The 25,407-nt window shown below is 73.9% G+C and carries 25 protein-coding genes; 11 read left to right on the top strand and 14 right to left on the bottom strand.

Going from position 1 to position 25,407, the window contains the following annotated elements; genetic code table 11:
• The first annotated feature begins 125 nt into the window (after nucleotides 1–125).
• Entirely contained in the window at nucleotides 126–2,387 is a 2,262-nt protein-coding gene (locus GA0070564_RS17710) for a catalase (protein WP_091609787.1), read from the top strand.
• Nucleotides 2,388–2,785: 398 nt separating this feature from the next.
• Here the strand turns inward: GA0070564_RS17710 and GA0070564_RS17705 are convergent, their stop codons facing one another.
• Both GA0070564_RS17705 and GA0070564_RS17700 read right to left on the bottom strand, forming a co-directional pair.
• Nucleotides 2,786–3,577 (bottom strand): peptidylprolyl isomerase, encoded by a 792-nt coding sequence (locus tag GA0070564_RS17705; protein ID WP_091609786.1) that lies wholly within the window; start codon nucleotides 3,575–3,577, stop codon nucleotides 2,786–2,788.
• Nucleotides 3,578–3,618: 41 nt separating this feature from the next.
• Complete coding sequence (locus GA0070564_RS17700; RefSeq protein WP_091609785.1) at nucleotides 3,619–4,152, bottom strand: GNAT family N-acetyltransferase; 534 nt, start codon at nucleotides 4,150–4,152, stop codon at nucleotides 3,619–3,621.
• Nucleotides 4,153–4,257: 105 nt separating this feature from the next.
• On the opposite strand from GA0070564_RS17700, the gene GA0070564_RS17695 reads away from it, so the two are divergent.
• Nucleotides 4,258–5,076 carry a DUF72 domain-containing protein gene (locus tag GA0070564_RS17695; protein ID WP_218104970.1) on the top strand — a complete coding sequence of 273 codons (819 nt, stop codon included), beginning with the start codon at nucleotides 4,258–4,260 and terminating at the stop codon, nucleotides 5,074–5,076.
• A gap of 5 nt (nucleotides 5,077–5,081) precedes the next feature.
• Here GA0070564_RS17695 and GA0070564_RS17690 read toward each other — a convergent pair whose 3' ends face one another.
• From GA0070564_RS17690 to pdxY, 4 genes are all read right to left on the bottom strand, one after another.
• Entirely contained in the window at nucleotides 5,082–6,437 is a 1,356-nt protein-coding gene (locus tag GA0070564_RS17690; RefSeq protein ID WP_091609783.1) for a hypothetical protein, read from the bottom strand.
• Nucleotides 6,434–6,940: a SigE family RNA polymerase sigma factor gene (locus tag GA0070564_RS17685; RefSeq protein ID WP_218104956.1), complete on the bottom strand. Its 507-nt coding sequence runs from the start codon at nucleotides 6,938–6,940 to the stop codon at nucleotides 6,434–6,436. Before GA0070564_RS17685 ends, GA0070564_RS17690 begins: the two co-directional genes overlap by 4 nt.
• Before the next feature lie 126 nt (nucleotides 6,941–7,066).
• Nucleotides 7,067–8,326 (bottom strand): glycoside hydrolase family 6 protein, encoded by a 1,260-nt coding sequence (locus GA0070564_RS17680; RefSeq protein WP_245670092.1) that lies wholly within the window; start codon nucleotides 8,324–8,326, stop codon nucleotides 7,067–7,069.
• 118 nt (nucleotides 8,327–8,444) lie between these two features.
• Nucleotides 8,445–9,296 carry a pyridoxal kinase PdxY gene (gene pdxY, locus GA0070564_RS17675; RefSeq protein WP_091609781.1) on the bottom strand — a complete coding sequence of 284 codons (852 nt, stop codon included), beginning with the start codon at nucleotides 9,294–9,296 and terminating at the stop codon, nucleotides 8,445–8,447.
• A gap of 190 nt (nucleotides 9,297–9,486) precedes the next feature.
• Between pdxY and GA0070564_RS17670 the strand changes: the two genes are divergently transcribed.
• From GA0070564_RS17670 to ileS, 3 genes are all read left to right on the top strand, one after another.
• Complete coding sequence (locus tag GA0070564_RS17670) at nucleotides 9,487–10,290, top strand: SigB/SigF/SigG family RNA polymerase sigma factor (RefSeq protein ID WP_091609780.1); 804 nt, start codon at nucleotides 9,487–9,489, stop codon at nucleotides 10,288–10,290.
• A gap of 185 nt (nucleotides 10,291–10,475) precedes the next feature.
• On the top strand, nucleotides 10,476–11,375 hold the full coding sequence (locus tag GA0070564_RS17665) for an SDR family oxidoreductase (RefSeq protein ID WP_091609779.1): 900 nt from the start codon (nucleotides 10,476–10,478) through the stop codon (nucleotides 11,373–11,375).
• Between the two features lie 134 nt (nucleotides 11,376–11,509).
• Nucleotides 11,510–14,635, top strand: a complete 3,126-nt coding sequence (ileS, locus tag GA0070564_RS17660) for an isoleucine--tRNA ligase (RefSeq protein ID WP_091609778.1) — start codon at nucleotides 11,510–11,512, stop codon at nucleotides 14,633–14,635.
• A 73-nt stretch (nucleotides 14,636–14,708) separates the two neighbouring features.
• Here ileS and GA0070564_RS29385 read toward each other — a convergent pair whose 3' ends face one another.
• From GA0070564_RS29385 to GA0070564_RS17650, 3 genes are all read right to left on the bottom strand, one after another.
• A complete protein-coding gene (locus GA0070564_RS29385) occupies nucleotides 14,709–14,882 on the bottom strand; it encodes a hypothetical protein (RefSeq protein ID WP_176730722.1) in 174 nt (57 codons plus the stop codon).
• A gap of 236 nt (nucleotides 14,883–15,118) precedes the next feature.
• The gene (locus GA0070564_RS17655) at nucleotides 15,119–15,397 is read right to left on the bottom strand and encodes a CDGSH iron-sulfur domain-containing protein (protein ID WP_091609777.1); all 279 of its coding nucleotides are present in this window, start codon (nucleotides 15,395–15,397) and stop codon (nucleotides 15,119–15,121) included.
• Nucleotides 15,394–16,470: an iron-containing redox enzyme family protein gene (locus GA0070564_RS17650; protein WP_091609776.1), complete on the bottom strand. Its 1,077-nt coding sequence runs from the start codon at nucleotides 16,468–16,470 to the stop codon at nucleotides 15,394–15,396. Before GA0070564_RS17650 ends, GA0070564_RS17655 begins: the two co-directional genes overlap by 4 nt.
• 109 nt (nucleotides 16,471–16,579) lie before the next feature.
• Here GA0070564_RS17650 and GA0070564_RS17645 point away from each other — a divergent pair, with 109 nt between their 5' ends.
• Complete coding sequence (locus GA0070564_RS17645; protein ID WP_091609775.1) at nucleotides 16,580–17,665, top strand: glycosyltransferase family 2 protein; 1,086 nt, start codon at nucleotides 16,580–16,582, stop codon at nucleotides 17,663–17,665.
• 21 nt (nucleotides 17,666–17,686) lie between these two features.
• On the opposite strand, the gene GA0070564_RS17640 is transcribed toward GA0070564_RS17645, so the two are convergent.
• Genes GA0070564_RS17640 through GA0070564_RS17620 form a run of 5 tightly spaced genes read right to left on the bottom strand, consistent with a single transcriptional unit; the run spans nucleotide 17,687 to nucleotide 22,343 of the window.
• Entirely contained in the window at nucleotides 17,687–18,910 is a 1,224-nt protein-coding gene (locus GA0070564_RS17640) for an epoxide hydrolase family protein (protein ID WP_091609774.1), read from the bottom strand.
• A 44-nt stretch (nucleotides 18,911–18,954) separates the two neighbouring features.
• On the bottom strand, nucleotides 18,955–19,473 hold the full coding sequence (gene msrA, locus GA0070564_RS17635; protein ID WP_091609773.1) for a peptide-methionine (S)-S-oxide reductase MsrA: 519 nt from the start codon (nucleotides 19,471–19,473) through the stop codon (nucleotides 18,955–18,957).
• 42 nt (nucleotides 19,474–19,515) lie between these two features.
• Nucleotides 19,516–20,418: a thioredoxin family protein gene (locus GA0070564_RS17630; RefSeq protein WP_091609772.1), complete on the bottom strand. Its 903-nt coding sequence runs from the start codon at nucleotides 20,416–20,418 to the stop codon at nucleotides 19,516–19,518.
• A gap of 38 nt (nucleotides 20,419–20,456) precedes the next feature.
• On the bottom strand, nucleotides 20,457–21,623 hold the full coding sequence (locus GA0070564_RS17625; RefSeq protein ID WP_091609771.1) for a low temperature requirement protein A: 1,167 nt from the start codon (nucleotides 21,621–21,623) through the stop codon (nucleotides 20,457–20,459).
• A 15-nt stretch (nucleotides 21,624–21,638) separates the two neighbouring features.
• The gene (locus GA0070564_RS17620) at nucleotides 21,639–22,343 is read right to left on the bottom strand and encodes a DUF1223 domain-containing protein (RefSeq protein ID WP_091609770.1); all 705 of its coding nucleotides are present in this window, start codon (nucleotides 22,341–22,343) and stop codon (nucleotides 21,639–21,641) included.
• Between the two features lie 142 nt (nucleotides 22,344–22,485).
• Here GA0070564_RS17620 and GA0070564_RS17615 point away from each other — a divergent pair, with 142 nt between their 5' ends.
• From GA0070564_RS17615 to GA0070564_RS17600, 5 genes are all read left to right on the top strand, one after another.
• The gene (locus tag GA0070564_RS17615; protein ID WP_091609769.1) at nucleotides 22,486–22,989 is read left to right on the top strand and encodes a nitroreductase/quinone reductase family protein; all 504 of its coding nucleotides are present in this window, start codon (nucleotides 22,486–22,488) and stop codon (nucleotides 22,987–22,989) included.
• The gene (locus GA0070564_RS17610) at nucleotides 22,986–23,843 is read left to right on the top strand and encodes an SDR family oxidoreductase (protein WP_091609768.1); all 858 of its coding nucleotides are present in this window, start codon (nucleotides 22,986–22,988) and stop codon (nucleotides 23,841–23,843) included. The genes GA0070564_RS17615 and GA0070564_RS17610 overlap by 4 nt, the downstream gene beginning before the upstream one ends.
• A gap of 37 nt (nucleotides 23,844–23,880) precedes the next feature.
• Nucleotides 23,881–24,507, top strand: coding sequence for a TetR/AcrR family transcriptional regulator (locus GA0070564_RS17605; protein ID WP_091609767.1), 627 nt, complete (start codon nucleotides 23,881–23,883; stop codon nucleotides 24,505–24,507).
• A gap of 99 nt (nucleotides 24,508–24,606) precedes the next feature.
• Complete coding sequence (locus GA0070564_RS28940) at nucleotides 24,607–24,768, top strand: lasso RiPP family leader peptide-containing protein (protein WP_141714809.1); 162 nt, start codon at nucleotides 24,607–24,609, stop codon at nucleotides 24,766–24,768.
• Between the two features lie 13 nt (nucleotides 24,769–24,781).
• The gene (locus GA0070564_RS17600; RefSeq protein ID WP_176730721.1) at nucleotides 24,782–25,405 is read left to right on the top strand and encodes an ABC transporter ATP-binding protein; all 624 of its coding nucleotides are present in this window, start codon (nucleotides 24,782–24,784) and stop codon (nucleotides 25,403–25,405) included.
• The last annotated feature ends 2 nt before the right edge of the window (nucleotides 25,406–25,407 follow it).

Below are 25,407 nucleotides of genomic sequence, written 5' to 3'. Positions count from 1 at the left end.
CTGTCCATCGCCGCTGGGGCAATCCGCGTTGTTTTGCCGGTTGTGACCGGGGTAGGGCAGGAGAAACCTGCCCGCGACCAGCTCGGTAGGAGCGCCCGCAACAGCTCCAGGGAGGGATCCGTTCCGTGGAATCCAGCAACCCCGCAAAGGCCGTCAAGGACGTCGTGGAGAACGCGGCGGAGAAGGTGGCCGGTGTCCTGACCCCCGACGTGCCCGGCGCCCCCGGCAGCGCGCCCCCGCCGCTCGAGGAGCCCACCACGCCGCACGACCCGCTGCCGCCGAAGAAGGAACAGGGCGCACCGGAGACGGTCACGCCGACCGGCGCCCGCACCGGCGTACCGAAGATCGCCAAGGGCCAGCAGGGCGCCTATCTCACCACCGCCAACGGCACCCGGCTGCGCGACACCGACCACTCCCTCAAGGCCGGCCCCCGCGGCCCGATCCTGCTCCAGGACCACCACTTCCGCGAGAAGATCACCCACTTCGACCACGAACGGATCCCGGAGCGGGTGGTGCACGCCAGGGGCACCGGGGCACACGGCGTCTTCACCGGCTACGGCACCGCCGATCGGCTGACCACCGCGGGCTTCCTCGCCAAGGGCAAGGAGACCGAGGTCTTCGTCCGGTTCTCCACAGTCCTCGGCTCGCGCGGGTCGGCCGACACCGTCCGCGACACCCGCGGCTTCGCGACCAAGTTCTACACCGACGAGGGCACCTTCGACCTGGTCGGCAACAACATGCCGGTCTTCTTCATCCAGGACGCCATCAAGTTCCCCGACATCATCCACGCCGCCAAGCCGCACCCGGACCGGGAGATCCCGCAGGCGCAGAGCGCGCACGACACCTTCTGGGACTTCGTGTCGCTGCACACCGAGGCGCAGCACCACACCATCTGGAACATGTCCGACCGGGGCATCCCCCGCTCGTACCGGACCATGGAGGGTTTCGGCGTCCACACCTTCCGGCTGGTCAACGCCGCCGGTGAGACGGTGCTGGTCAAGTTCCACTGGAAGCCGAAGCTGGGCGTGCACTCGCTGACCTGGGAGGAGGCGCAGCTGCTCAACGGCATCGACCCCGACTTCCACCGGCGGGACCTGTACGACGCGATCGAGGCCGGCGCGTTCCCCGAGTGGGAACTCGGCATCCAGGTCTTCCCGGACACCCCGGAGGAGACCTTCGCCGGGATCGACCTGCTCGACCCGACGAAGATCGTGCCGGAGGAGCTGGCCGAGGTGCAGCCGGTGGGCCGGCTGGTGCTGAACCGTACGCCGCGCAACTTCTTCGCCGAGACCGAGCAGGTCGCCTTCCACCTCGGCCACCTGCCGCCGGGCATCGACGTCACCAACGACCCGCTGTTGCAGGGCCGGCTCTTCTCCTACCTGGACACGCAGCTCACCCGCCTGGCCGGGCCGAACTTCACCCAGATCCCGATCAACCGGCCGCACGCCGCGGTCAACGACATGCTGCGCGACGGCTTCCACCAGCAGGCCGTCCACGCGGGGGTGGCGCCGTACCGGCCGAACTCGCTGGACGGCGGCAACCCCTTCCCGGCCGGCCCGGACGACCACCCCTTCGTCGACGTGCCGGTGACCGTGGCCGAGGCCCCGAAGGTCCGGGCCAGTCCCGCCTCGTTCGACGACCACTTCAGCCAGGCCCGGCTGTTCTGGCTGAGCATGTCGCCGGTGGAGAGGGAGCACATCGTCCGGGCGTACACCTTCGAGCTGGGCAAGTGCTACCACCAGGCGATCAAGGAACGGCAGCTGCGGGCGCTGGCCAACATCGACCCGGTGCTCTGCGAGCAGGTGGCCACCGGGTTGGGCCTGCCCGCGCCGCAGCCGAGCGAGCCGCTGGCCGAGGTCGCGCCGAGCCCCGCGCTGTCCCAGGTGGGACGCCAGTGGCCGGCCGACGGCCGGATGGTCGGGATCGTGGTGGACGCCGACAGCGATCTCGACGGCGTCGGCCACGTACGCCGGGCGGTGTTCTCCGCCGGCATGGTGCCGCTGCTGGTCGCCGCGCACGGCGGCACGGTCGGCGGCCTGCCGGTGCAGCGGACCTTCGCCACCGGCCGCTCGGTGGAGTTCGACGCGTTGCTGCTGGCCGGGGCGCCCGCGCCGGCACCGGACGCGCTGGCCGCCCGGGACGAGAAGGCGGGCGCGCCGGGCGCGCCGGGGATCGACCCGCGGGTGCTGCTGATGGTCCAGGAGTGCTGGCGGCACGCCAAGGCGATCGGCGCCTGGGGCACCGGCGTGACCGTGCTGGAGCGGGCCGGCGTGGCCGGCACCCCCGGCGTGGTCACGGGTGAGGACGGCAGCGACACCCTCGCGGCCGTGCAGAGCCTGATGGCCGCCCACCGTGTCTGGGACCGCTTCCCCAGCTCCGTCTCCTGACCCACCGCACTCGACGAGGGGCCGCCACCACCGCACCCGCGGAGGTGGCGGCCCCTCCCCGCGCCTCGCGGCGCGGAGCAGTCAACGACTTCGCCGAAGTTGCTCCCTGGCCGAGGCAGGACGCAGCAACTTCCCCGAAGTTGCCCCCTGTCAGGGGGTGGGGAGGGTGGTCAGCCAGGCGTGGAGGCGGCGGCGGACCGTGCCGAAACCGGTGAGGTGCCCGAGCAGGATCGAGTCGCCGGAGAGCACGCTCCCCCATCCCGCCGGCAGATCGCCTCGATCCGCTCCGCGTACACCAGGATGCGGCGAGGAGCGTTCACCGGCGGCAGCGTAGGCCAGCGACGCAACCGGGAGCGGCCCGGCGGGGCGGACGCGCCACCCCGGCCGGACCGCGGCGGTCAGCTGCCCCGCTTGGCCCGGTAGATCTCCACCGGCAGGGCCGGCGCGCCGTCGATCGGGGTCGGGTTCTCCGGGGTGGCGACGATCCCGCCGGCCGCGATCCGGTCCAGGGTGGCCAGTCCGGCCGCGTCGATGGTGCCGAAGATGGTGTAGTCGGGGCGCAGCGCCGAGTCGGACTGCACCAGGAAGAACTGGCTGCCGTTGGTGTCCGGGCCGGCGTTGGCCATCGCCAGGGTGCCCCGGGCGTAGAGCCGACGGACCCCGGTCGGGTCGATCGGCGTCGGCGGCAGGTCGGTCGGCAGCTCGTCGGCGTAGCGGTAGCCGGGGCCGCCCTCACCGGTGCCGGTCGGGTCGCCGCACTGGAGCACCTTGAGCCGCGGGGACGCGGTCAGCCGGTGGCAGGGCGTGTGGTCGTAGAACCTGTGCCGGGCCAGGTGCAGGAAGCTCTGCACCGTGCAGGGCGCCTGCTCCCGGTCAAGGGTGAGCCCGATCGGGCCCTGGCTGGTCCGCAGGGTGACCCGGACCGTCCCGTGGTCCGGCGTCCGCCGGGGGTCCGGCGGCAGCGGCACCGGCCGGGCCGCCGGGTCGTCCGGCGTCGGCGTGTACGCGCACGGCCCGCCGGTCGGCGTGGGCTCGCCGGTCGGCGCGGCACCCTCGGCGCCGCCGGCAGCGGCCGGTGCGGCGGTCGCGGCGGCGCCACCGGCGGCGACCAGCGCGGCGGAGAGCACCGCCGTCGCGGCGAGGCGGGACAGCAGCGGTACGGCGGCGTGCGGTCGGGTTTCGCTCGACACGTGGGTCCTCCCGGGACTCGTGGTACCAGAAGGATCGGAGTCTATGGATTGTCGGCGGCGCTGTCGATGGGCTGCCGGAGGACGACCCGGTAGCGCCGGACCGGGCCGAGGGAGCTCGCCACCACGCCTTCGAGCACGCCACCGTTGCGCTCGATGGTGCGCGCCGAGGCGATGTTGTCCGTCACGCAGACGATCAGCAGCCGGTCCCGGCCGAGCGCGCGCGCCTCGTCGAGCATCCGGCCCAGCGCCCAGGTGGCCAGCCCGCGCCGGCGGGCGGACGGCCGGATGCCGTACCCGATCTGGCCCAGGTCGCTGGGCTGGTGCCGCAGCGCGATCCCGCCGAGCACCCGGCCTTCCTCGACGATCCACCGGTAGGTGCAGCGGGGCCGGTCGTCGTCGGCCGGCCGCGCGCTCTCGGTCAGTCGGGCCACCCAGGCGGCGAACCCGGCGGGCGAGTCGACCTCGTCGGAGGGGCGCAGGCCGAAGCCGTCCTCGTGGAGGCCGGGACCCCAGTCGTCGCGCGCGTCCAGCCACGCGGCGTGCAGGCGTACCGTCGGCTCGACCAGCTCGGGCATGCGCCGACGATAGTGCCCCGGTGGTCGGGGCGCGGCCCGCCGGATAGCGTACGCCCGGGTCGGCTGCGAGCGGGAGGTCTGATGCGGCTGCACGTGGGGTGCGCGATGTGGCAGCACCGGTCCTGGCAGGGGCGGTTCCTGCCGCATCCGCTGCCGGCCGACGAGCGGCTGCGCGCGTACGCGGGCTGGTGCACCGCGGTGGAGGGGAACACCACCTTCTACGCCACCCCGGCCCGGGAGACGGTGGCGTCGTGGGCCCGGCAGACCGGTCCGGACTTCCGGTTCGTGCTGAAGCTGCCGAGGGTGGTCACCCACGACCGGCGGCTCACCGGCGCCGACGAGGAGCTGCGCTCCTTCCTGACCGCGATCGAGCCGCTCGGCCCGCGGACCCACGCCCTCTGGATCCAGCTGCCGGGCTCGTTCGGCCCCGGCGACGTACCAACCCTGGGTCGGTTCCTGCGCGGCCTGCCCACCACCCACCGGTACGCCGTCGAGGTCCGCCACCCCGCGTTCTTCACCGACCCGGCGGCGGTGGCGGCGCTGGAGGCGGCGCTCGGCGCGGAGTGGGTGCCGTTCGACACCACCGCGTTCTTCGGTACCCCGCCGACCAGCGACGCGGAGCGGGAGGCGTGGACCCGCAAGCCGCGTACGCCGTTGCGCACGGCGGCGCTGACCGACCGGCCGGTCGTCCGTTACCTGGGCCGGGACGATCCGGCGCGGACGGTGGAGGGCTGGCAACCCTGGCTGCCGGTGGTGGCCGGCTGGCTGCGCGAGGGCCGCTCCCCCACCTTCTTCGTGCACACCCCGGACAACGCCGACGCCCCGGAGCTGGCCCGCCGCTTCCACGACCAGGTGCGCGCCCTGCTACCGGAGCTGGCGCCGCTGCCCGAGCCGGAGCCGGTCGGACCCTCGACGCTGTTCTGAGCCGCTCACGCCGCCGGTTCGCGCCCGCGTCCCGGCACGCGCCCGGTCCGGCGCCACACGAGGTACGCCACACCGGCCAGCGTCACGCCGACGACGACGCTCAGCGGTGTCGGCCAGGGTCCGCGTCGGGGGCGACCGGCGTCGCGGACGGTCAGGTCGGCCAGCAGTCCGGTGGCCAGGTGCAGGTCGAACAGCTGGCAGCTCTGCGTGCCCAGCTCGCAGCTGTGGCCGGTGGCGAAGCGGGACAGCGTGCGCCGGGCGCGGGTGTCGAGCCGCACCTCCGCCAGGGAGGCCCGACCCGCGCCGTCGACCGTCGCCACGACCATGCTCTGCGCCGAGCGCCAGCCGAGCAGCTGCACCACGTCCGGGACGCGGGCCGGTGGTGTGCCGGCGGCGAGCGGCACGAACTGCACGTCGCCCACCTTCCAGAGGAACGTGGCGTGGCCGGTCTCGCCGGTGGAGGGACCGCCGCCGAGCCACGGGACGGTGGCGAGGAAGGCGCCGTCCGGTGTCCAGCCGGCCTCGGCGGCCAGTTCACGCCCGGCCGGGACGGGCACCCGGGCGTACTCGCGGCCGGTCAGGTCGATCAGGTGGGCCTCCTGGCCGACCTGCACGGCGAGTCGCCGGCCGTCCGGCGCGAACGCCGCCGTCCAGGCCGGCCGCAGCGCCGGCACCGGGGTGCTGCGCCCGGTCGCCACGTCCAGCAGCCGCAGCGTGCCGGTGCGGGCCACCTGCGCCTCGACCACGTTGCCGGTGCCGAACTCGTCGGTGGCGCGCAGCGGCGCGGCGCTGTACGCGACGTGCCCGCCGTCGGGCGACCAGGCCAGCAGGCGTACGCCGACCCGCTCGCCGAGCGGGATCGACCGGCGCTCGCCGGTGGTCAGGTCCACCAGGAGCAGGTCACCGGTCTGACCGCGGTCGTCGCCGAGCAGCACCCGGGTGCCGTCCGGGGCGAGCAGCGCCGAGGGGCGGTTCCGCTCCACCATGGCGTCGACCCGCCGGTAGGTGTCGCCGTCGGCGCCGACGACCAGCGGCTGGAACATGTTGAACAGCTCGCCGTTGCCGTAGCCGTAGAGGGCGATCGCCCGGCCGGCCGGGGCCCGGCCGACGGTGCTGGTCAACAGCGAGTAGCCGGCGACGTGGTCCGGCAGGCTCGGCCGCGCCGACCGGGCCGCCGGCTGGGCGGGCAGGTGGACGGCGGGCAGCAGGGCGGCAACCAGGAGCAGCAGCACCGCCCAGGCCGCGGCGACGCCGATCCGCCGACGCCGGACCGCCCGGCGGCCCCGGGTGAGCACGGTGTCGAGGTAGCCGGGCGGCAGCGACGGCGGTTCGTCCGGCAGCGTGGCGAAGAGGTCCCTCATGGCGTGTCCGCCCCTCCCGGCTGGTAGTTCGGCAGCAGGCGGCGCAGCGCCGAGATGGCGTACGAGGTCTGGCTCTTGACCGTCCCGGTGGAGCAGCCCAGCGCCGCCGCGGTCCCGGCGACGTCGAGGTCCTCCCAGTACCGCAGCACCAGCACGGCGCGCTGCCCGCGGGACAGCTTCGCCAGGGCGGCCAGCAGGTCCACCCGGTGCTCCGCGTCCACCGACGGGACCGTGGCTGCCCCGACGACCTCGGCGACCGGGCTGACCCGGCGACTCCAGGACCGGTCCCGCTCGGCCAGGTACGCGTGCACCAGCATCGCCCGGACGTAGCCGTCGACGGAGTCCGCCGCCGACGCCCGGTGCCAGTGCCGGTAGAGGGCGACGAGGCACTCCTGGACCAGGTCGTCGGCGGCCGACCACTGCCCGCACAGCCCGTACGCCAGCCGGCGCAGCCACCGCATCCGGGCCTGCACGTACTCGACGTACTCATGTTCATTGCGCAACCCGGCCTCCCACGATGACTAGGAGTGGTCCGGAGCCCGGTTCGGTTGTGCCCGGCAGGGTGGTGGGATTCCGGACGCGGACCGGGGCGGCCCCGGCAGGGAGCCGCCCCGGTCGTGCCGCGTCGCTCAGCGCAGCGGCGGGTTGGCGAAGCGCACCAGCTCCAGGGCCTGCTGGGGGAACCACGCCCCGGCGGCCGGGTCGGCGATGCCGCCGCGGGCCGGGTCGTGACCGGTGCCGGTGCCCCGGTCGCACTGCCCGTCGGACTGGCCGGGCGTCTTGATCCAGAGGAACGCGTCGGCGAGCGGCTCACCGGTGGCGGTGGTGGGCCGCAGGCCGAGGCCGCGGTCCGGCGGATTGCACCAGGTCTGCGGGTCCGGCCAGGTCACCCCGGCGGGCGCGGTCCACGGGCCCTGACCGTTGCGGCTGGTGTCCACCACGTAGTGGGCGAGCCGGTCGGCGGGGACGTCGCCGACGTTCTCGGCGTACCAGGCGTCGGTGCGGGTCCAGGTGCCGAAGTCGGCCGGGTCGGCCGGGTAGTACTGGCTGGCACACGCCTCGAAGTGACCGCGGGCCTCCTGCGGGCCCTCGGTGCCGTACCAGACGCACTTCGAGATCCAGTTGCCGAACTTCAGCTGCCGCTCGGTGGTCTCGTAGTTGGAGACGTTGAGGAAGAACCCGTCGGCCTTCTCGACGCCCGCCTTGACCAGCCGGTCGGCGATGTCGCCGACGCCGAGCCAGGCGCTGTGCGTACCGTCGAGATAGACGCTGGTGCGCGGCAGCGCGGTCAGCTTGTCCACGGCGTAGTTGAGCATGGCGAAGCGGTCGGCGGCGGCGGTCGCCGCGTCGGCCTCGGCCGGCTTGCACCACTCCTGGTTGCCGTTGATGGTGGTGTACCAGGGGATGATGCCGAGGCCGTCCGGCTCCAGCATGACGGCCACCTCGTGCCGGCCGATGCCGGCGGCGAAGGCGTCGATCCAGGCTTCGTACTCGGCCACCGAGGTGGCGCCGCCCGCCGAGTACTGCGAGCAGTCGCGGAACGGGATGTTGTAGGCCACCAGGACCGGCACGGTCTTCTTGCCGGCCGCCCGTTGCACCTCGGCCTTGACCGACTGGGTCAGCTTGTGGCCGGAGCCGCCGGTCACCCAGACCGCCTGCGGCGTACGGATCATGGTGCGCAGCTGGGCGGCCTGGTCGTGCCGCCCGGCGGCGGTGAGCGCGGCGATCTGCTCGACCGCGCCGTGGTCGGGGCGTGGGGTGTAGAAGGTGGTGCCGTCGGGGATCGCCGCGCCGGCCGGCGCGGCGGAGAAGGGCACGGCCGCGGCGAGCGTCGCGGCGACGGCGGCGAGACCGGTCACGACTCGCCGACGCAATGGGGTGAAGGCCACGTCATTGCTCCTGGTCAGAGACAGGGGACGGACTGTGGGAGCGTTCCCGCAGGCCTCCGACCATGCCCGCCGCGACGTCGCCTGTCAATGTTTCGCCCCGGTTGCGCGGTATCGGCCGTCAGCGCACCCGGCGGGCGGTGAAGCTGGCCGGCGGCGCCGCGATCGCATCCTGGGCCGCGACCAGCTGGATCTCCCGGGTGCCGGCCGCGAGGGTCGCCTGGAGCACGGCGAAGACCGAGCCGATGGTGCGTTCCAGCGCGGTCGCGGGCGACCCGGTGGTCCGCAGGTGCGCCAGGTAGAGCGCGGCGGTGACGTCGCCCCCGCCGTTCGGGCTGATCGGCAGCAGCGGTGTGGTCACCGCCCAGGCGCCCTCGTCCGAGACGGCCACCACCTCCAGCGAGCCCTCCGGCACGTCGCCGTGCAGCACGCTGGTGACCAGGACGTGCCGCGGTCCGGTGGCGCGGACCGCGTCCACCGCCGCCAGCACCTCGGCCAGCGTGCCCGTCGCGCCGCCGGCGAGGAAGTCCAGCTCGAAGTGGTTCGGGGTGATGATGTCGGCGCGCGGGACGACCGTGTCGCGCAGGAACTCCGGGATCCCGGGCCGGACGAACATCCCTCGCCCGGTGTCCCCCATCACCGGGTCGCAGCAGTACACCGCGGCCGGGTTGGCCGCCTTCACCTGCTCCACCGCGTCGAGGATCACCGCCCCCATCGCCGGATCCCCCTGGTAGCCGGAGAGCACCGCGTCGGCGTCCCCGAGCACCCCACGGTCGGCGATGCCGGCGATCACCTCAGCCACGTCGGCCGGCGCCAGCAGCGGGCCGCGCCACGCGCCGTAGCCGGTGTGGTTGGAGAAGTGGACCGTCAGCACCGGCCACACCTCGTGCCCGAGCCGCTGGAGGGGGAACACGGCCGCCGAGTTGCCGACGTGCCCGTACGCGACGGACGACTGGATGGACAGAATCTTCACCCGACCATCATGGCGGGCCCGCCGGACCCCCCGGGCGCCACCCGGCGTCTCCGGTGGCGGGGCGCGGGTGTGGGCCCTAGGCTTCCTTCTGGGTCAAGCCACGTGCCCGCGACACTTCAGCGTGTCGGGGGGCCGGCACGCGACCGACCGATCGGCCCTCCGCTGCGAACGACATAGCGGAGGAAACCGCATGACCGCCATTCCCACCACCCGGCCGTCGACCGTCGAGGTCGACCGGGAGCAGCGCGCCGAGACGCCGGCCAGCCGCCTCCTCGCCACCTTCGCCGCGCTGCCGCAGGACCACCCGTCCCGGCCGGACGTACGGGCCCGGGCCATCGAGGCCTGGCTGCCGCTGGCCAACCACCTGGCCCGCCGCTACCACGGCCGCGGCGAGCCGGGTGACGACCTGACGCAGATCGCCGCCCTCGGCCTGATCAAGGCGATCGACAAGTTCGACCCGAGCCGCGGGATCGACTTCACCAGCTACGCCATCCCCACCATCGTCGGTGAGATCAAGCGGCACTTCCGCGACCGAACCTGGGACATCCGGGTGCCCCGCCGGCTCCAGGAGCGGCGGATCGCCATCAGCCAGGCCAACGCCACCCTCACCCACACGCTGGGCAGGTCCCCCACCGTCGCGGACATCGCCACCCACCTCGACCTCACCGAGGAGGAGGTGCTCGAAGGGCTGGAGGGGGCCCGGGCGTACAACGCGGTGTCGCTGTCCACCCCCGTCGGCGACGGTGGCGGCCCCGCCGAGCTGGGTGACCTGATCGGCGGCGAGGACCACGAACTGGCCCTGGCGGAGCTGCGGCTGGCCCTGGCCCCGGCGATCGCCTCCCTCGGCGAGCGCGAGCAGCGGATCGTCGCCCTGCGCTTCCACGGCAACCTCACCCAGCAGGAGATCGCGGCCCAGGTGGGGCTCTCCCAGATGCACGTCTCCCGGCTGCTCACCCGGGCGCTGGCGAAGCTGCGCCGGCAGCTGACCAGCTGAGCCGCCCCGGGGGGGACCGACGGGCCGCAGGTGTAGGCGGCCGGGACGGGGGTAGCGATGGCCTCGGGTCGAGACACGCGCCCTCGGACCGGCCGCCGCCGCCGCGGCGGCCGACCGGCGTGGCGCGGCAGCGCCGGGCACGTCGGGGAATCCGTCCGTCACCCCGCAGCCAGGAGAGGTACGACGTGAGCCAGAGCCAGTACGACGAGCAGGACCCGCAGCAGCAGTACCGCTCCCCCGAGGAGCAGACCGGGGGGCAGCAGTCGGCGCCCGGCACCACCGAGGAGATGCCCGACCAGCCGGACCACGGCGAGCGGAGCTACCAGGGCACCGGGCGGTTGACCGGGAAGCGGGCGGTGATCACCGGCGGGGACTCCGGCATCGGCCGGGCGGTCGCCATCGCCTTCGCCCGGGAGGGCGCGGACGTGCTGATCGCGTACCTGCCGGAGGAGGAGGACGACGCCCGGGAGACCGCGCAGCTGGTCGAGAAGGCCGGCCGCCGGGCCGTCACCGTGCCCGGCGACATCCGCGACGAGAGCCACTGCGAGGAGGTCATCTCGCGGGCGGTGAGCGACCTCGGTGGGCTGGACATCCTGGTCAACAACGCCGCATACCAGATGTCGCAGGCCGGCGGCATCCTGGACATCAGCACCGAGCAGTTCGACCGGGTGCTCAGGACCAACCTGTACGCGATGTTCTGGCTGTCGAAGGCGGCCGTGCCGCACATGGCGCCCGGCTCGACGATCATCAACACCGCGTCCATCCAGGGTTACCAGCCCTCCCCGGACCTGCTCGACTACGCCACCACCAAGGCGGGCATCATCGCCTTCACCAAGGGCCTCGGCGAGGGGCTGGCCGAAAAGGGCATCCGGGTCAACGCGGTCGCCCCGGGCCCGATCTGGACCCCGCTGATCCCGGCCACCATGCCGAAGGAGAAGGTCGAGTCGTTCGGCAAGGACGTGCCGCTGGGGCGGGCCGGCCAGCCGGCCGAGCTGGCCCCCGCGTACGTCTTCTTCGCCTCGCAGGAGTCCAGCTACATCACCGGCGAGGTGCTCGGCGTCACCGGCGGCAAGCCGCTGGCCTGAGCCCGGCCGTCGACGGCCGCCGGCGGGAAACCGTCGGCGGCCGTTCGCCGCGCGGAGGCAGGTCGGCCGGCTGCGCTAGCATTCCGGGGTGCAACGCCCAGATGGGGACGAGCACCAGCACGACGGAGGAATCGATGTACAGCGCCGTTCCCGTCCAGGTCGACCTGCCCGCTCTGGATCATGACGTGCTGCGCTTCTGGCGCGAGCAGGACATCTTCGGTCGCAGCCTGGCCCAGTCGCAGGGCCGGCCCGAGTGGGTCTTCTACGAGGGCCCGCCGACCGCGAACGGGATGCCCGGCGCGCACCACATCGAGGCCCGCGTCTTCAAGGACGTCTTCCCCCGCTACCGGACCATGAAGGGCTTCCACGTCGCCCGCAAGGCCGGCTGGGACTGCCACGGCCTGCCGGTCGAGCTGGCCGTCGAGAAGGAGCTCGGCTTCTCCGGCAAGCAGGACATCGAGGCGTACGGCATCGCCGAGTTCAACGCCCGGTGCCGGGCGTCGGTGACCCGGCACACCGACGCGTTCGCCGAGCTGACCGAGCGCATGGGCTACTGGGTCGACATGGACGACGCCTACCGGACCATGGATCCGGACTACATCCAGTCGGTGTGGTGGTCGCTCAAGCAGATCTTCGACAAGGGCCTGCTGGTGGAGGACTTCCGGGTCGCCCCCTGGTGCCCGCGGGACCAGACGGCCCTGTCGGACCACGAGCTGGCCCAGGGGTACGAGATCGACGTCGACCCGTCGGCGTACGTCCGCTTCCCGCTCACCTCCGGCCCGCTGGCCGACCGCGCCGCCCTGCTGGTGTGGACCACCACCCCGTGGACGCTGGTGTCGAACACCGCCGTGGCCGTGCACCCGGACGTCACCTACGTGGTGGCCACCGACGGCACCGAGCAGCTGGTGGTCGCCGAGGCGCTCTTCGACGCGGTGCTCGGCGAGGGCTGGAAGACCACCGGGGAGACCTTCACCGGCCGGGAGCTGGAGCGGTGGACCTACCGCCCGCCGTTCGACCTGGTCGAGGTGCCGGACGCGCACATCGTGATCCTGGCCTCCTACGTCACCACCGACAGCGGCACCGGCCTGGTCCACCAGGCCCCGGCGTTCGGCGCCGACGACCTGGCCAGCTGCCGGGCGTACGGGCTGCCGATGGTCAACCCGGTGCGCCCGGACGGCACCTTCGACGCGGACCTGCCGCTGGTCGGCGGGCTCTTCTTCAAGGCCGCCGACGCGCCGCTGGTGGCCGACCTCCAGGCTCGTGGCCTGCTGTTCCGCTCCGTGCCGTACGAGCACAGCTACCCGCACTGCTGGCGTTGCCACACCGCGCTGATCTACTACGCCCAGCCGTCCTGGTACGTGCGGACCACCGAGATCCGCGACGCGCTGCTGCGGGAGAACGAGCGGACCACCTGGCACCCGGAGACGGTCAAGCACGGCCGGTACGGCGACTGGCTGAACAACAACGTCGACTGGGCGCTGTCCCGGCAGCGCTACTGGGGCACCCCGCTGCCGATCTGGCGCTGCCCGGAGGGGCACCTGACCTGCGTGGGTTCGCTGGCCGAGCTGAGCGAGCTGACCGGCACCGACCTGTCGGAGCTGGACCCGCACCGCCCGTACATCGACGAGGTGACCTTCGCCTGCACCTGCGGCGAGACCGCCCGCCGGGTGCCCGAGGTGATCGACGCCTGGTACGACTCCGGTTCGATGCCGTTCGCCCAGTTCGGCTACCCGTACCGGAACGTCGAGCTGTTCGAGCGGCGCTACCCGGCGCAGTTCATCTCCGAGGCGATCGACCAGACCCGGGGCTGGTTCTACACCCTGATGGCGGTCGGCACGCTGGTGTTCGACCGGTCGCCGTACGAGAACGTGGTCTGCCTGGGCCACATCCTGGCCGAGGACGGCCGGAAGATGTCCAAGCACCTGGGCAACATCCTGGAGCCGATCCCGCTGATGGAGCGGCACGGTGCGGACGCGGTGCGCTGGTTCATGGCGGCCGTGGGTTCGCCCTGGTCGGCGCGGCGGGTCGGGCACAACGCGCTCCAGGAGGTGGTCCGCAAGACGCTGCTGACCTACTGGAACACCGCCTCCTTCCAGTCGCTGTACGGCCGTACCGCCAACTGGACGCCGTCGGCGGCGGACCCGGCGCCGGCGGACCGTCCGGTGCTGGACCGCTGGCTGCTCTCCGAGTTGAACACGCTGGTCGGTGAGGTCGACGCCGCGCTGGCGGGGTTCGACACGCACGAGGCGGGCCGGCTGCTGGCCCGGTTCGTCGACGACATGTCGAACTGGTACGTGCGGCGCAGCCGGCGGCGGTTCTGGCGGGGCGACCGGGCGGCGCTGGCCACCCTGCACGAGGCGCTCTCCACGGTCACCCTGCTGATGGCGCCGATCGTGCCGTTCATCACCGAGCAGGTCTGGCAGCTCCTGGTGGTGCCGGTGACCCCGGACGCGCCGCAGTCGGTGCACCTGGCCGACTACCCGGTCGCCGACGACCGGCTGGTGGACCCGCGCCTGTCGGAGCAGATGGGCGTGGTCCGGCGGCTGGTCGAGCTGGGTCGGGCGGCCCGGGCGGACTCCGGGGTGAAGACCCGCCAGCCGTTGTCCCGGGCACTGGCCTCGGCGCCCGGCTTCACGGACCTCTCCCCCGAGCTGCTGGCGGAGATCGCCGCGGAGCTGAACACCGGTTCGGTGCTGCCCGTCGACACGGCCGGCGAGTCGCTGGTCGACACCACCGCCAAGGCCAACTTCCGCAGCCTGGGCAGGCGGTTCGGCAAGGGCGTGCAGGCGGTGGCGAAGGCCGTCGCGGCGGCCGACGCGGCCGTGCTCAAGGCCGAGCTGCGGGGCTCCGGCAGCGCCACCCTGGTGCTGCCGGACGGCGAGAGCGTGACGCTGGAGCCGGAGGACGTGTTCATCACCGAGACGCCCAGGGAGGGCTGGGCGGTGGCCGCGGACAGCGGCGCGACGCTCGCCCTGGACCTGACCCTCACGCCGGAACTGCGCCGGGCCGGCGCCGCCCGGGACGTCATCCGGCTGGTGCAGGAGGCGCGCAAGAGCAGCGGCCTGGAGGTCACCGACCGGATCGTGCTGCGCTACGCGGCCACCGTCGAGGAGACGGCGCTCGCCCTGGAGGAGCACCGCGACCTGGTGGGCGAGGAGGTGCTGGCCGCCGACATCGCCGCCGGCGAGCCGACCTGGGAGCAGCCGGAGGCGGTCCGGGACGACGCCCTCGGCCTGACGTTCTGGCTGCGCAAGGTGTAGGAAGGGGCCCCTTCTCAGCGCCTCAGGCACAGGAAGGGGCCCCGCTCAACGCCCGAACCGATCGACCAGCCGGTTACGGGGACGGTAGGTCCGCCAGGTCGGCCGGATCGAGACGCAGGGTGGCGAGCAGCCCGGCGTTCTTGTCGGTGTCCACCGGGTCCGGCAGTTCCCGCTCCACCCAGTCGGCCCTGCTCTGCTGGTCGCGCTCGCGAAGGGCGGCAACGATCCGGTGCTTGGCTATCCTCATGGTCCACTCCTCGGGCAGTTGTCGGCATCAGGGCCACCGCTCGACGCGGTGGAGACGATGGGCTGATCCCGGTCAGCGGGGCACCGACGTTCCGGCGGGCCTTGGAGCTCTCACCGGGTTCGGCGGATCGTGCGTACGGACGCGGCACCGGGAACCGGCCTGGCCGGCGCTGCGTCGGTCCTCGCGTCCGGGACAGGGCCTCGACGGTACGCGCCCGGCGGCGGCCGGGTGGTCCGTCAGGCCGGGGCGGCCGGGTCCGGCGGGTTGCCGGCGCGGAAGCCGATCGCCTTGTGGGTGGCGTCGCAGAACGGGATCATCGTCGACTTGCCGCAGCGGCACAGCGCGACCGTGCGCCGCCGCGCGTCGATCTGCCGGCCGTCCGGCGTGGTCAGGGCGAAGTCGCCACGCACCACCAGCGGCCCGTCCGGGTACGGGGTGATCGTGGCGGCCGCCGGCGCCGCCGTCCCGTGATCCTCCGGCTCGACGGTCCCCTGCCACGGACAGGCCGCGGTCACGACGCCACCTTCGTCTTCGCGGCCGGCACACCGGGGACGGTCACCCGCAGCGGCCCGGCCGGCCGGCTCGCGGCGTTCCGCAGCGAGCTGCGCCCGGCGGCCCAGGAGTCCAGCAGGTGGGCGGCGAAGAGGTCGTCGAGAGCGAGCGCGGCCGACGCGCCGAGCAGCACGTCGGCGGTCAGCTCGGGCTCCTGGCTGACCAGTCCGCCACAGAGGTCGTGCAGGGCGATCTGCTCGTGGACGGCGTCGGCCTCCACGTGCTCGTCGAAGAAGCGGGTGGCCGTCTCGTCGCCGCCGAGCCGGCGCAGCGCGTCGCCGTAGCGGCGGTTGGGCAGCGACGAGGTCATCTCCAGGGCGGCCAGGTGCCCCAGCAGGGCCCCCCGCCACCGGCGGTGCAGGCCGAACAGTGACATCGCGTTGTTGCCGGCCAGGGTGATCGCGGGGACCGCGTCCAGGTGGGCGCCGTACCGGGTGTCCAGCCCGAGCCGGCCCATGGTGGTGCGGAACAGCTCGGCGTGCATCCGGTGCAGCTGGCCGTTGCCGTACTCGTCCATCTGGATCTCGACCAGGGCGGCCTTGGCCGGGCCGCCGAGCCGGGGCAGGCCCCAGGTGTGCGGGTCGGCCTCGCGCAGGTGGTAGACCGACCGGTGGGCGACGAACTCCCGGAACTGGGCCAGGGTGCCGCGCCCGCGGAGGAACCCGGCCAGCGACGGCCCGTCACCCGCGGTGGTGACCTCGTGCAGCGCCGCCGGCAGCTGCTGCGGTGACACCGCCGGCGGGGGGCCGACCAGGGCCCGGATCGCCGCCTCGAAGGGACGTTCCGCGGCGGCCCGCAGGGCGAGCAGGGACGGCTGCCACTCCCACCCGTCGTCGACCCCGTGCCAGCCGCGGTAGTGGAGCTCGTAGCAGAGGAAGAGGGTGAGCTGGAGGTCGTCGTCGGTCAGCGGGCCGTCGCCGGTGAGGTCCGGAACCGCGGGAAGGTCGTGCGGCGGCCGCAGCAGGGCGTCGCGGACGATCGTCGACACCGGGCCGCGCGGCTGTGGCAGCGTGGCGCGGCCATGGGTCTCGGACACCTGTTCTCCTCTCGGGACTATCGGGGTGCCCTGGCGCGAGCGGGGCAAACCTGTTTGAGCTGTGACGCAGCGGGCACAGGGACGGCCCAACGTCCTGCGGGAGGCAGCGGTGGCGCTCGAGCCGGGCACCCTTGGCGCCCCCACCGGCGAGGCGGTCGCGCCGGCCGCGCTGCCGCTGGCGTACGTGCTGCCGATCCGGCGGGTCGACGACGGCGACCCCGTCGAGCTGACCGGCTACCTGCGCTGGCTGGCGACCCGGGTGGCCGAGGTGATCGTGGTGGACGGGTCACCGCCGCCGGTCTTCGCCCGGCACGCCCGGCGCTGGGCCGGACTGGTCCGGCACCTGCCGCCCGACCCGGCGCTGACCGGGCGCAACGGCAAGGTGCTGGGCGTGCTGACCGGCGTACCGGCGGCCCGGCACGAGGACGTGGTGATCGCCGACGACGACGTCCGCTACGACGAGGCGGGGCTGCGTGCGGTGGTCCACCTGCTGCGCCGGGCGGATCTGGTGCAGCCGCAGAACCACTTCGCCCCGCTGCCCTGGCACGCCCGCTGGGACACCGGTCGGATCCTGCTCAACCGGGCGGTCGGGGCGGACTTCCCGGGCACCCTGGCGGTGCGGCGCAGCGTCTTCCTCGCCATCGGCGGCTACGACCCGGACGTGCTCTTCGAGAACCTGGAGCTGATCCGGACCGTACGGGCCCACGGGGGCAGGGTGGCCGCCCCCGCCGGGCTGTACGTCCGGCGTCTCCCGCCCACCGCCGGACACTTCCGCTCCCAGCGGGTACGGCAGGCGTACGACGAGTTCGCCCGGCCGGCGCGAATGGCGGTGGCGCTGCTGGTGCTGCCCGGGATGGCCGCGGCGCTCGCTGCCCGGCGGCCCGGGCTGCTGGCCGTCGCCGCGGCGGCGGTGGTCGGGGTGGCGGAGGCGGGGCGTCGCCGGGCCGGTGGTCGGTCGGTCTTCCCGCCGGGCACCGCCGCGCTGGCGCCGTTGTGGCTGGCCGAGCGGGGCCTGTGCAGCTGGCTCGCGGTCGGCCAGCGGCTGTTCCGGGGTGGGGTGCACTACTCCGACGGCCGGCTGCGGCTGGCCGCGCACTCCACCCGGGCGCTGCGCCGTCGGGCCGCCGGCCGGCGCCCACCGGCGGGGTACGCCCGGCGGGACCGGGTCGCGGCCGTCGCCGGCGACGCCCGGTGAGCGTCGCCGGCGACGGGTGGCTCAGCGCAGCGACCGGAAGGCGGTACGCAGCTCCTCGGTGAGCAGCATCGGCTGCTCGAAGGCCGCGAAGTGCCCGCCCCGGTCGAGCTTGTTGTAGTGGATGAGGTTCGGGTAGGCCCGCTCGGCCCAGCTGCGCGGCGCCTCGTACAGCTCGCACGGGAAGACGCTGACCGCGGCCGGGACGGTGACGCCCTTGGCGGCGAAGAAGGAGAGCTTGTTCTCCGAGTAGAGCCGGGCCGACGAGACGCCGGTGTTGGTGAGCCAGTACAGGGTGACGTTGTCGAGCACGTCGTCGCGGCTCAGGCCGACGGTCTCCCCGGCGAAGGCCCGGCAGATCAGCTCCAGGCTCGCCGCGTCGTGGTCGATCAGGTAGCTGGCCAGGGCGACCGGCGAGTCGGCGAACCCGGTCAGCGTCTCCGGCCGGGTGGCCATCATCAGGGCGTACGCGGAGTGCTGCCAGAAGAAGGCCAGTTCCTCGCAGGCCTTCCGCTCCTCGGCGGAGAGCCCGTCGGGCAGCTTGGCCAACGGGTCGGACGCCCCGCTGATGCCGCTCTGCATCAGCAGGTCGAGGTCGGGCGGCACGGCACCGGGCATGTTGGTGAGGATGCCGGCCAGCTCGGGCGGGGCCTGCAGACCGATCAGGTCGGTGATCAGCGCGCCCCAGTCGCCGCCCTGTGCCACGAAGCGGGAGTAGCCGAGCCGGCGCATCAGCTCGATCCACGCGGTGGCGACGTGTTCGGGGCCCCAGCCCGGCTCGGTCGGCTTGCCGGAGAAGCCGTACCCGGGCAGCGACGGGATCACCAGGTGGAACGCGTCGGAGGCGTTCCCGCCGTGCGCGGTCGGGTCGGTCAGCGGTCCGATGATCTTCATCTGCTCGATGATCGAGCCGGGCCACCCGTGGGTGACGATCAGCGGCATCGCGTCCTCGTGCTTGGACCGGACGTGGACGAAGTGGATGTCCAGCCCGTCGATCGTGGTGATGTGGTTGGGCAACTCGTTGATCCGCGCCTCGACCCGGCGCCAGTCGTACTCCTTCTCCCAGTAGCGGGCGAGGGCCTGACTGGTCTCCAGCGGCACGCCCTGGGACTGGTCGGCGACGTTCTGCTTCTCCGGCCAGCGGGTGGCCGCGATGCGGCGGCGCAGATCCTCAAGGTCGGACTCCGGGAACTCCACGTGGAACGGCCGGATGTCGGCGGTGGGACGGGTCATGGTCCGGGTGGCCATCTGCTCTTCCTTCCGGTCGGTCGGTCGTGCCGGGGCGGCGGGCCTCAGGCGGCGCCCTGCCCGCGGCGGGGTAGCTTCCAGTCGGGGCGGACGAAGTGGCAGGTGTAGCCGCCGGGGTTGCGCTCCAGGTAGTCCTGGTGTTCCGGCTCGGCCTCCCAGAACGGGCCGGCCGGGGTGACCTCGGTGACCACCTTGCCGGGCCAGAGGCCGGAGGCGTCGACGTCGGCGATGGTGTCCTCGGCGACCCTCCGCTGCTCCTCGTCGGTGTAGAAGATGGCCGACCGGTAGCTGGACCCGACGTCGTTGCCCTGCCGGTCCCTGGTGGTGGGGTCGTGCACCTGGAAGAAGAACTCCAGCAGGTCCCGGTAGGCCAGCTGCGCCGGATCGAAGGTGATCTCGATGGCCTCGGCGTGCCCGGGATGGTGCTGGTAGGTGGCGTTCGGCACCTCTCCGCCGGTGTAGCCCACCCGGGTCTGCCGCACCCCGGGGCGTTTGCGGATCAGGTCCTGCATCCCCCAGAAGCAGCCGCCGGCCAGGATCGCCTGCTCGGTCGTGTCGCTCATCGCACCGCCCATCCGTCCGGGTTCCGCCCGCCGGGACAGCGCCTACGGGCCGAAGGTGAAGACGTACGCGCGCAGGCCGGGCCGGTCGGTGACCAGGGTGAGCCGGCGCTGGCCGCGTGCCGCCCCGGCGACCAGCCGGAACATCGCCGGCCGGTCGACCCACGCCATCGCGCCGGGGCCGACGTCGGGGCCCCGCTCGCCGTCGATCGGGTTCCCGTCCAGCAGCACGTTAACCTCGGCGGGCCCGCCCGGACCGGGGTCGACGACGAGGTTGACCTCGCCGGCGTCGAAGGGCAGGGTCAGCTCGCCGGTGCCGCCGGTCAGCTCGACGTACTCGCCGGCGACCTGCCAGTCACCGGTGAGGGCGTACGTGCCGGGGACCGCCCGGTCCCCGCCGAGGTACGTCTCGGGGGTGATGCCGACGTAGGTGGGTTGCCCGCCGGCGACGAACGCCGTCACCTCGGGGGTGACCGGTGGGAGCGCGACACCCGGCGTGGTCGCCTCGACCAACCGCCGGATCTCCGACTCCACCCGGTCGTAGTCGCCCTCGCCGACCCACCGGTCCACCAGCCGGCCGTCGGCGTCGAAGAGGAACTTCGCCGGCCAGGCGTCGTTGCGCAGGGCCCGCCAGAACCGGTAGTCGTTGTCGATGGCGACGGGATGGGTGAGCCGGTGCTCCTCGATCGCCCGGTCGATGTTCTCCGGCCGTCGTCCGAACGCGAACTCCGGCGCGTGCGCCCCGACGACGACCAGTCCGAGGTCGGCGTAGTCGCGGTGCCACGCCCTGACGTACGGGGCGGTGCGGATCCAGTTGACGCAGGTGTACTCCCAGATGTCGACCAGCACCACCCGGCCGCGCAACGCCTCCGGGGTCAACGGCGGGGAGTTCACCCAGCGTTCGACAGTGATCGGGGGAAGCCGCGTCGCCACGCCTGCCGTCGCCATCTGTCCTCCGCGGGTCCGCTGGTCGGGGCAGCCTCAGCCTAGGCTCGGACACCGGACCGGCGAGCCGGAACGGCCGGCCGGCGCTCGGCCAGCGCCACGGCGAGGAGCACCCCGACGGTCGCCGCGGTGACCACCAGCAGCGGCGCGAAGCGCCCGGCGAGCGCGATGGCCAGCAGCGCGGGCAGGCCGAGCAGCCGGGACCAGGACCATCGGCGGTACACGACGGCGGACAGGGCGATCCGGCCGGTCAGGAAGAGCGCGGGTCCGACGGCGGTCAGGACCGTCGCGGCGGTGGACTCCACCTCGACGGGGTGCGTGATGACCAGGTCGGCCGCCACGGAGGTGCCCAGCACACCGGCGATCATGATCCCGTGCAGGTTGCCGGTGAGGGTGGCGAACCTGGCCGGGTTCCGCTCGTCGATGGCGGCGCCGAGGCGAGGGCCGGCCGGCCGGACGTAGAGCCGGCCGATCAGCACCGCCGCCGCGAAGGCCAGCAGGAACGCGATGGACTCCGGCGGCGCCAGTCCGGTCGAGGCGTACGCCAGGCCGGCGGCGATCACCAGCTCGCCGAGCGCGACGATAAAGACCTGCTGGAACCGGTCGGTGAGGTGCCGCCCGCGCAGCCGCAGCTCGCCGGGCTGCGCCCGGCCGAGACCGGGCACCGGCCAGCCCAGGTGCGGTCCCGCGAGGTCCCAGCCGGCGGCCAGCACCCACAGCGGCACCCGGCCCGGCGGCCACACCGCCCCCGTCAGCCACAGCACACCGGAGGCGACGAACCAGACCAGGATCCGCAGCGTACGGCGGCGTAGCGGGTGGCCGCGCAACGATACCGCCGTGACGAGGCTGCGCCCGACGTGCAGCACGACGTACGCCCCGGCGAAGAGCAGCGCCCGGTCCCCGGTCGCCTCGGGCACGGCGACGCTCATCAGCAGCACCCCGAGGGTGGCGCCGACGAGCAGGGCCTGGATCCACCGGTTGTCGCGGTCGAACCAGTCGGTGAACCAGGCCGTCACCACCCAGACCGACCAGAGTGGCAGCAGGAGCAGGCCGGTGCGGGCCGCCCCGGCGAGGCTCACGTCGTCCAGCAGGACGACCGACAGCTGGCGCAGCGCGAAGACGAAGGAGAGGTCGAAGAAGAGTTCCAGGAACGACGCCTGGAGCGGCTCGTCGCGGCGTCTCAGCAGTGTCGCCGGGCCGCTCGACATCGTCGGTTCCCCTGGTCAGAGGTCGACGGCGGTGGCGGCCACGACGCTCTTGTCGGCGTCGTTCTGCAGGTAGCCGACCACCGAGGCGCGGTGCGGGTCGACGGCCGGCGGCACCTGGAGTTCCACCCGCCCCCGTTGGGTGTCCACCGGCGTGGCGGTGAAGGCGCGCACCACGCCGTCCTGGCGCAGCGTCCGCCCGGCGTTCTCCCCCCGGGGGACGTGGTTCTCCAGGCCGCGTTCCACCACCGCCACGTTCAACACCGACTGCGCGGGCAAAGGCCCGGTCGCGTAGTCCAGCACCACCCGGTCACCGGCCCCGGCCCCGGCCCCGGCCCCGGCCACCGTCAGGGTCAGCGTCGTGGCGGGCGGGCGCGCCAGGGCGGCGGCGATCGCCGAGTCGGCCTGCCGGCGGTCCGAGCCGACGAACTCGACGGTGCCGTTGACGATCATCTGCGGCGTGTACAACCCACCCGAGCCGAACGCCCGCGCGTACGCCTCCTGGCGCAGGGTGTGCGCCTGCGCGCCGTACGGGTCGGCCCAGCCCAGGTGGTCCCAGTAGTCGACGTGGAAGCCGAGGGCGTGGACGGGTCTGCCGTGCCGGCGCGCGTCCCGGTCGATCTCGGAGAGCAGTTCCTCCGCCGGCGGGCAGCTGTTGCAGCCCTGCGAGGTGAACATCTCCACGACGGCGAAGCCGCCTGCGGCGGGTGACGTGTCGGGCATGGCGCGGCCTCCTCGGCTCGGTCCGGTCGACCGGTGGGCCTTCCCGCTGTGCCGGACGGCATGCGACGACGGCACCCGGTGATCATCGCAGCGGCGCGACGAACCCCTTTCCGCTACGGTCCCGTAGCGTTACCGTACCGGTATGGCATCCTCCCCCCGGCCGGCCGTGCAACGGATCCGGCCGCCCAAGGCCCCCTACCGGGTCGTCAACCGGGTCATGCGCTGGCTGCTCACCGATCCGGCCCGGGCCGGCCGGGTGGGCCGGCACCTGCTGCTGCTGCACGTGACCGGGCGGCGTACCGGGCGCGAGCTGGTCTTCCCGGTGGCCTACCGGGACAACGGCGACGGCCGGCTGCTGGTGCTGACCAACTCGCCCTGGCGGGTCAACCTGCGCGACCGGCCGGACGTGGCGGTGACCCTGCTCGGCCGGCACCGGCCGGCCCGCGCCGAACTCGTCGAGGACCCGGACCGGGTGGCCACCGCCTACCGCACGCTGATCGAGGCGGCCGGACACCGACGGGCGGGGCGGCGGATGGGCATCCGGATCAACGTGCCCCGGACCCCCACCCACGACGAGTTGGCCGAGGCGTCGCGCCGCGACGGCCTCGCCCTGGTCTACCTGGACGTCGCCGGCGGTGCGCGGTGACCGCCCCGGTGCTGGTCACCGGTGCGACCGGCAACGTCGGCGGGGCGGTCGCCCGGTCCCTGGCCGCCGCCGGCATGCCGGTGCGGGTCGCCGGACTCGACCTGGCCGAGCTGCGGCGACGCTTCCCCGGCGTCCCCGCCGTACGCCTGGACTTCGCCGACCCCGGCACCTTCGACCCGGCGCTGGCCGACGCGGGCGCGCTGTTCCTGCTCCGGCCGCCGCAGATCGCCCGGGTCGGACCCACCCTCAACGCGCTCGTCGACGCCGCCGTCCGGCACCGCGTCGGGCACGTCGTGTTCGCCTCGGTCACCGGCGCCGACACCAACCGGGTGGTCCCCCACCACCGGGTCGAGACGCACCTGCGCGCCTGCGGCCTGCCGTACACGATCCTGCGGCCCGGCTTCTTCGCCCAGAACCTCGCCGACGCCTACCGGCGGGACATCCGCGAGGACGACCGGATCTTCCTGCCTGCGGGCAACGGACGGGTCGCCTTCGTCGACACCCGCGACCTGGGTGACGTCGCGGCCGTCGTCCTCGCCGACCCGGCGGCGCACGCCGGCGCCGGGTACACCCTCACCGGCCCGGAGGCGCTCGACTTCGACCAGGTGGCGGCCCTGCTCGCCGAGGTCCTCGGCCGGCCGATCGGCTACCGGCCGGCCACCGTCGGCGGCTACCTGGCCCACCTGCGCCGCCGGGGCCTGCCACTGGTCCAGGCGCTGGTGCAGACCGTGCTGCACACCGGCCTGCGGCGGGGCCAGGCCGAACGGGTCGACCCCACCCTGCCCCACCTGCTCGGGCGGCCACCCCGCACCCTGCGCCAGTATGTGCAGGAGCACCGGGAGCTGTGGCGGTAGGCGCCACCCGCCCGGCGCCGGACGGGAGGGGACACGGATGGGCCGGGCGACCGATCCACGGGTACGGCGTACCCGGGCCGTGGTCATCGCCACGGCGCTGGACCTGCTCGCCGAGCGCGGCATCGCCGGCACCACCATCGAGGCCGTGGCGGAGCGTTCCGGGGTGGCGAAGACGACCATCTACCGGCACTGGGACGGCCAGGCGGCGCTGATCCTCGACGCCTTCGACAGCGTGCGGCGCCCACCCGTCGACCCCGACACCGGCACCCTCCGCGGCGACCTGCTCGACCTGGTCGCCGGCCTCGCCGCGGCGCTCTCCGCCGGCCCGGCAGCGGGGCTGATGTTCGCGCTGGTGGACGCCGCCGAACGCGACCCGCAGGTCGCGGCCCTGCACCGCCGGGAGGGCGAGGCGCGGCACGCCGTCATCCTGCGCGCCGTCGAGCGGGGCATCGATCGCGGGGAACTGCCCGCCGACACCGACCCGGCCGACGTGCTCGACCAGCTGGCCGGGCCGCTGTTCTACCGGCGGGCGGTCTCCGGTGGCGCCCTGGACCGGGCGTTCGCCGAGCGGATCGTCGACCGGGTCCTCGCCGGCCACCAGGGCCGGGTCGGCGCCGAGCGGATCGCGGCGGATCCCGGCGCCGGCACCGCCAGCACCGCATGACGCGGCTGCTCGACCGGTTGACCTGGCCTTTCTTCCCACGAAAAGGACCAGGAGCCGGTAATCTCCCAGAAGGGCCGCAAAACGACAAGGGGAAACAAAGTGAACGAGGTACGCATGCCGCAGGGCGCCACGCAGGAGTCGGACACCGACCGGGTCTACCAGCCGCCGCGCATCCAGCGGCTGGGCACCCTCGCCGAACTCACCCAGGGCGGCGGCCTGGGTGCGGATGACGGTTTCGGCGGTGCCGGCGCCTCGGCCTGAGACGGAGCCGGTGGTGACGTTGCGCGTGCGCGACGCCGCCCGGCGCTTCGGTTCCCGCCCCGTCTTCGACGGGCTCGACCTCGACGTCCCGGCCGGCACGCGTCTGCTGCTCGACGGCCGGAACGGCGCCGGGAAGACCACCCTGCTGCGCTGCCTCGCCGGCACGCTCACCTTCACCGCCGGCGAGGCCAGCGTCGCCGGTCACCCGGCCGGCTCGGCGCAGGCCCGGCGGCTCACCGGCGTCTGCCTCACCCCCGAGCAGGGCCTCTACGGCCGCCTGTCCGGACACGACAACCTGTTGCTGGCCGCCCGGCTCCGGCTCGCGGGGCCGGCCGCGCGCACGGCGGTCGCCCGGCTGGAGACCGAGTTGGAGATCGAGCCCTTCGCCCGCGTGCCGACGGAGCGCTGCTCGGCCGGCATGCGGGCCCGGGTCACCATCGCCCGCGCGCTGCTCGGCGATCCGGCCCTGCTCCTGCTCGACGAGCCCGGCCGGTCCCTGGACGTCCACGCCCGCGCCCTGCTCTGGGCCGCCCTGGACCGCCGCCGCGACCTCACCTGCGTCCTGGTGTCCCACCATCCCGAGGACCGTGACCGGTGCGACCGCGCCCTCAGCTTCCCGGTCCACGGTGAACGGTGACC

It is taken from the genome of Micromonospora mirobrigensis, from assembly GCF_900091555.1.
Lineage (GTDB): Bacteria > Actinomycetota > Actinomycetes > Mycobacteriales > Micromonosporaceae > Micromonospora > Micromonospora mirobrigensis.
The sequence above is the reverse complement of the archived record's forward strand: the minus strand, read 5'-3'. Positions and strand labels throughout refer to the sequence as shown.

What these genes read in the sequence shown, in the direction of transcription:
- GA0070564_RS17700 (WP_091609785.1), bottom strand. Translation starts at nt 4,152, where the DNA reads ATGCCCGAGCTGGTCGAGCCGACGGTACGCCTGCACGCCGCGTGGCTG.
- GA0070564_RS17695 (WP_218104970.1), top strand. Translation starts at nt 4,258, where the DNA reads ATGTGGCAGCACCGGTCCTGGCAGGGGCGGTTCCTGCCGCATCCGCTG.
- GA0070564_RS17690 (WP_091609783.1), bottom strand. Translation starts at nt 6,437, where the DNA reads ATGAGGGACCTCTTCGCCACGCTGCCGGACGAACCGCCGTCGCTGCCG.
- GA0070564_RS17670 (WP_091609780.1), top strand. Translation starts at nt 9,487, where the DNA reads ATGACCGCCATTCCCACCACCCGGCCGTCGACCGTCGAGGTCGACCGG.
- ileS (WP_091609778.1), top strand. Translation starts at nt 11,510, where the DNA reads ATGTACAGCGCCGTTCCCGTCCAGGTCGACCTGCCCGCTCTGGATCAT.
- GA0070564_RS29385 (WP_176730722.1), bottom strand. Translation starts at nt 14,882, where the DNA reads ATGAGGATAGCCAAGCACCGGATCGTTGCCGCCCTTCGCGAGCGCGAC.
- GA0070564_RS17640 (WP_091609774.1), bottom strand. Translation starts at nt 18,910, where the DNA reads ATGGCCACCCGGACCATGACCCGTCCCACCGCCGACATCCGGCCGTTC.
- msrA (WP_091609773.1), bottom strand. Translation starts at nt 19,473, where the DNA reads ATGAGCGACACGACCGAGCAGGCGATCCTGGCCGGCGGCTGCTTCTGG.
- GA0070564_RS17630 (WP_091609772.1), bottom strand. Translation starts at nt 20,418, where the DNA reads ATGGCGACGGCAGGCGTGGCGACGCGGCTTCCCCCGATCACTGTCGAA.
- GA0070564_RS17625 (WP_091609771.1), bottom strand. Translation starts at nt 21,623, where the DNA reads ATGTCGAGCGGCCCGGCGACACTGCTGAGACGCCGCGACGAGCCGCTC.
- GA0070564_RS17620 (WP_091609770.1), bottom strand. Translation starts at nt 22,343, where the DNA reads ATGCCCGACACGTCACCCGCCGCAGGCGGCTTCGCCGTCGTGGAGATG.
- GA0070564_RS17615 (WP_091609769.1), top strand. Translation starts at nt 22,486, where the DNA reads ATGGCATCCTCCCCCCGGCCGGCCGTGCAACGGATCCGGCCGCCCAAG.
- GA0070564_RS17605 (WP_091609767.1), top strand. Translation starts at nt 23,881, where the DNA reads ATGGGCCGGGCGACCGATCCACGGGTACGGCGTACCCGGGCCGTGGTC.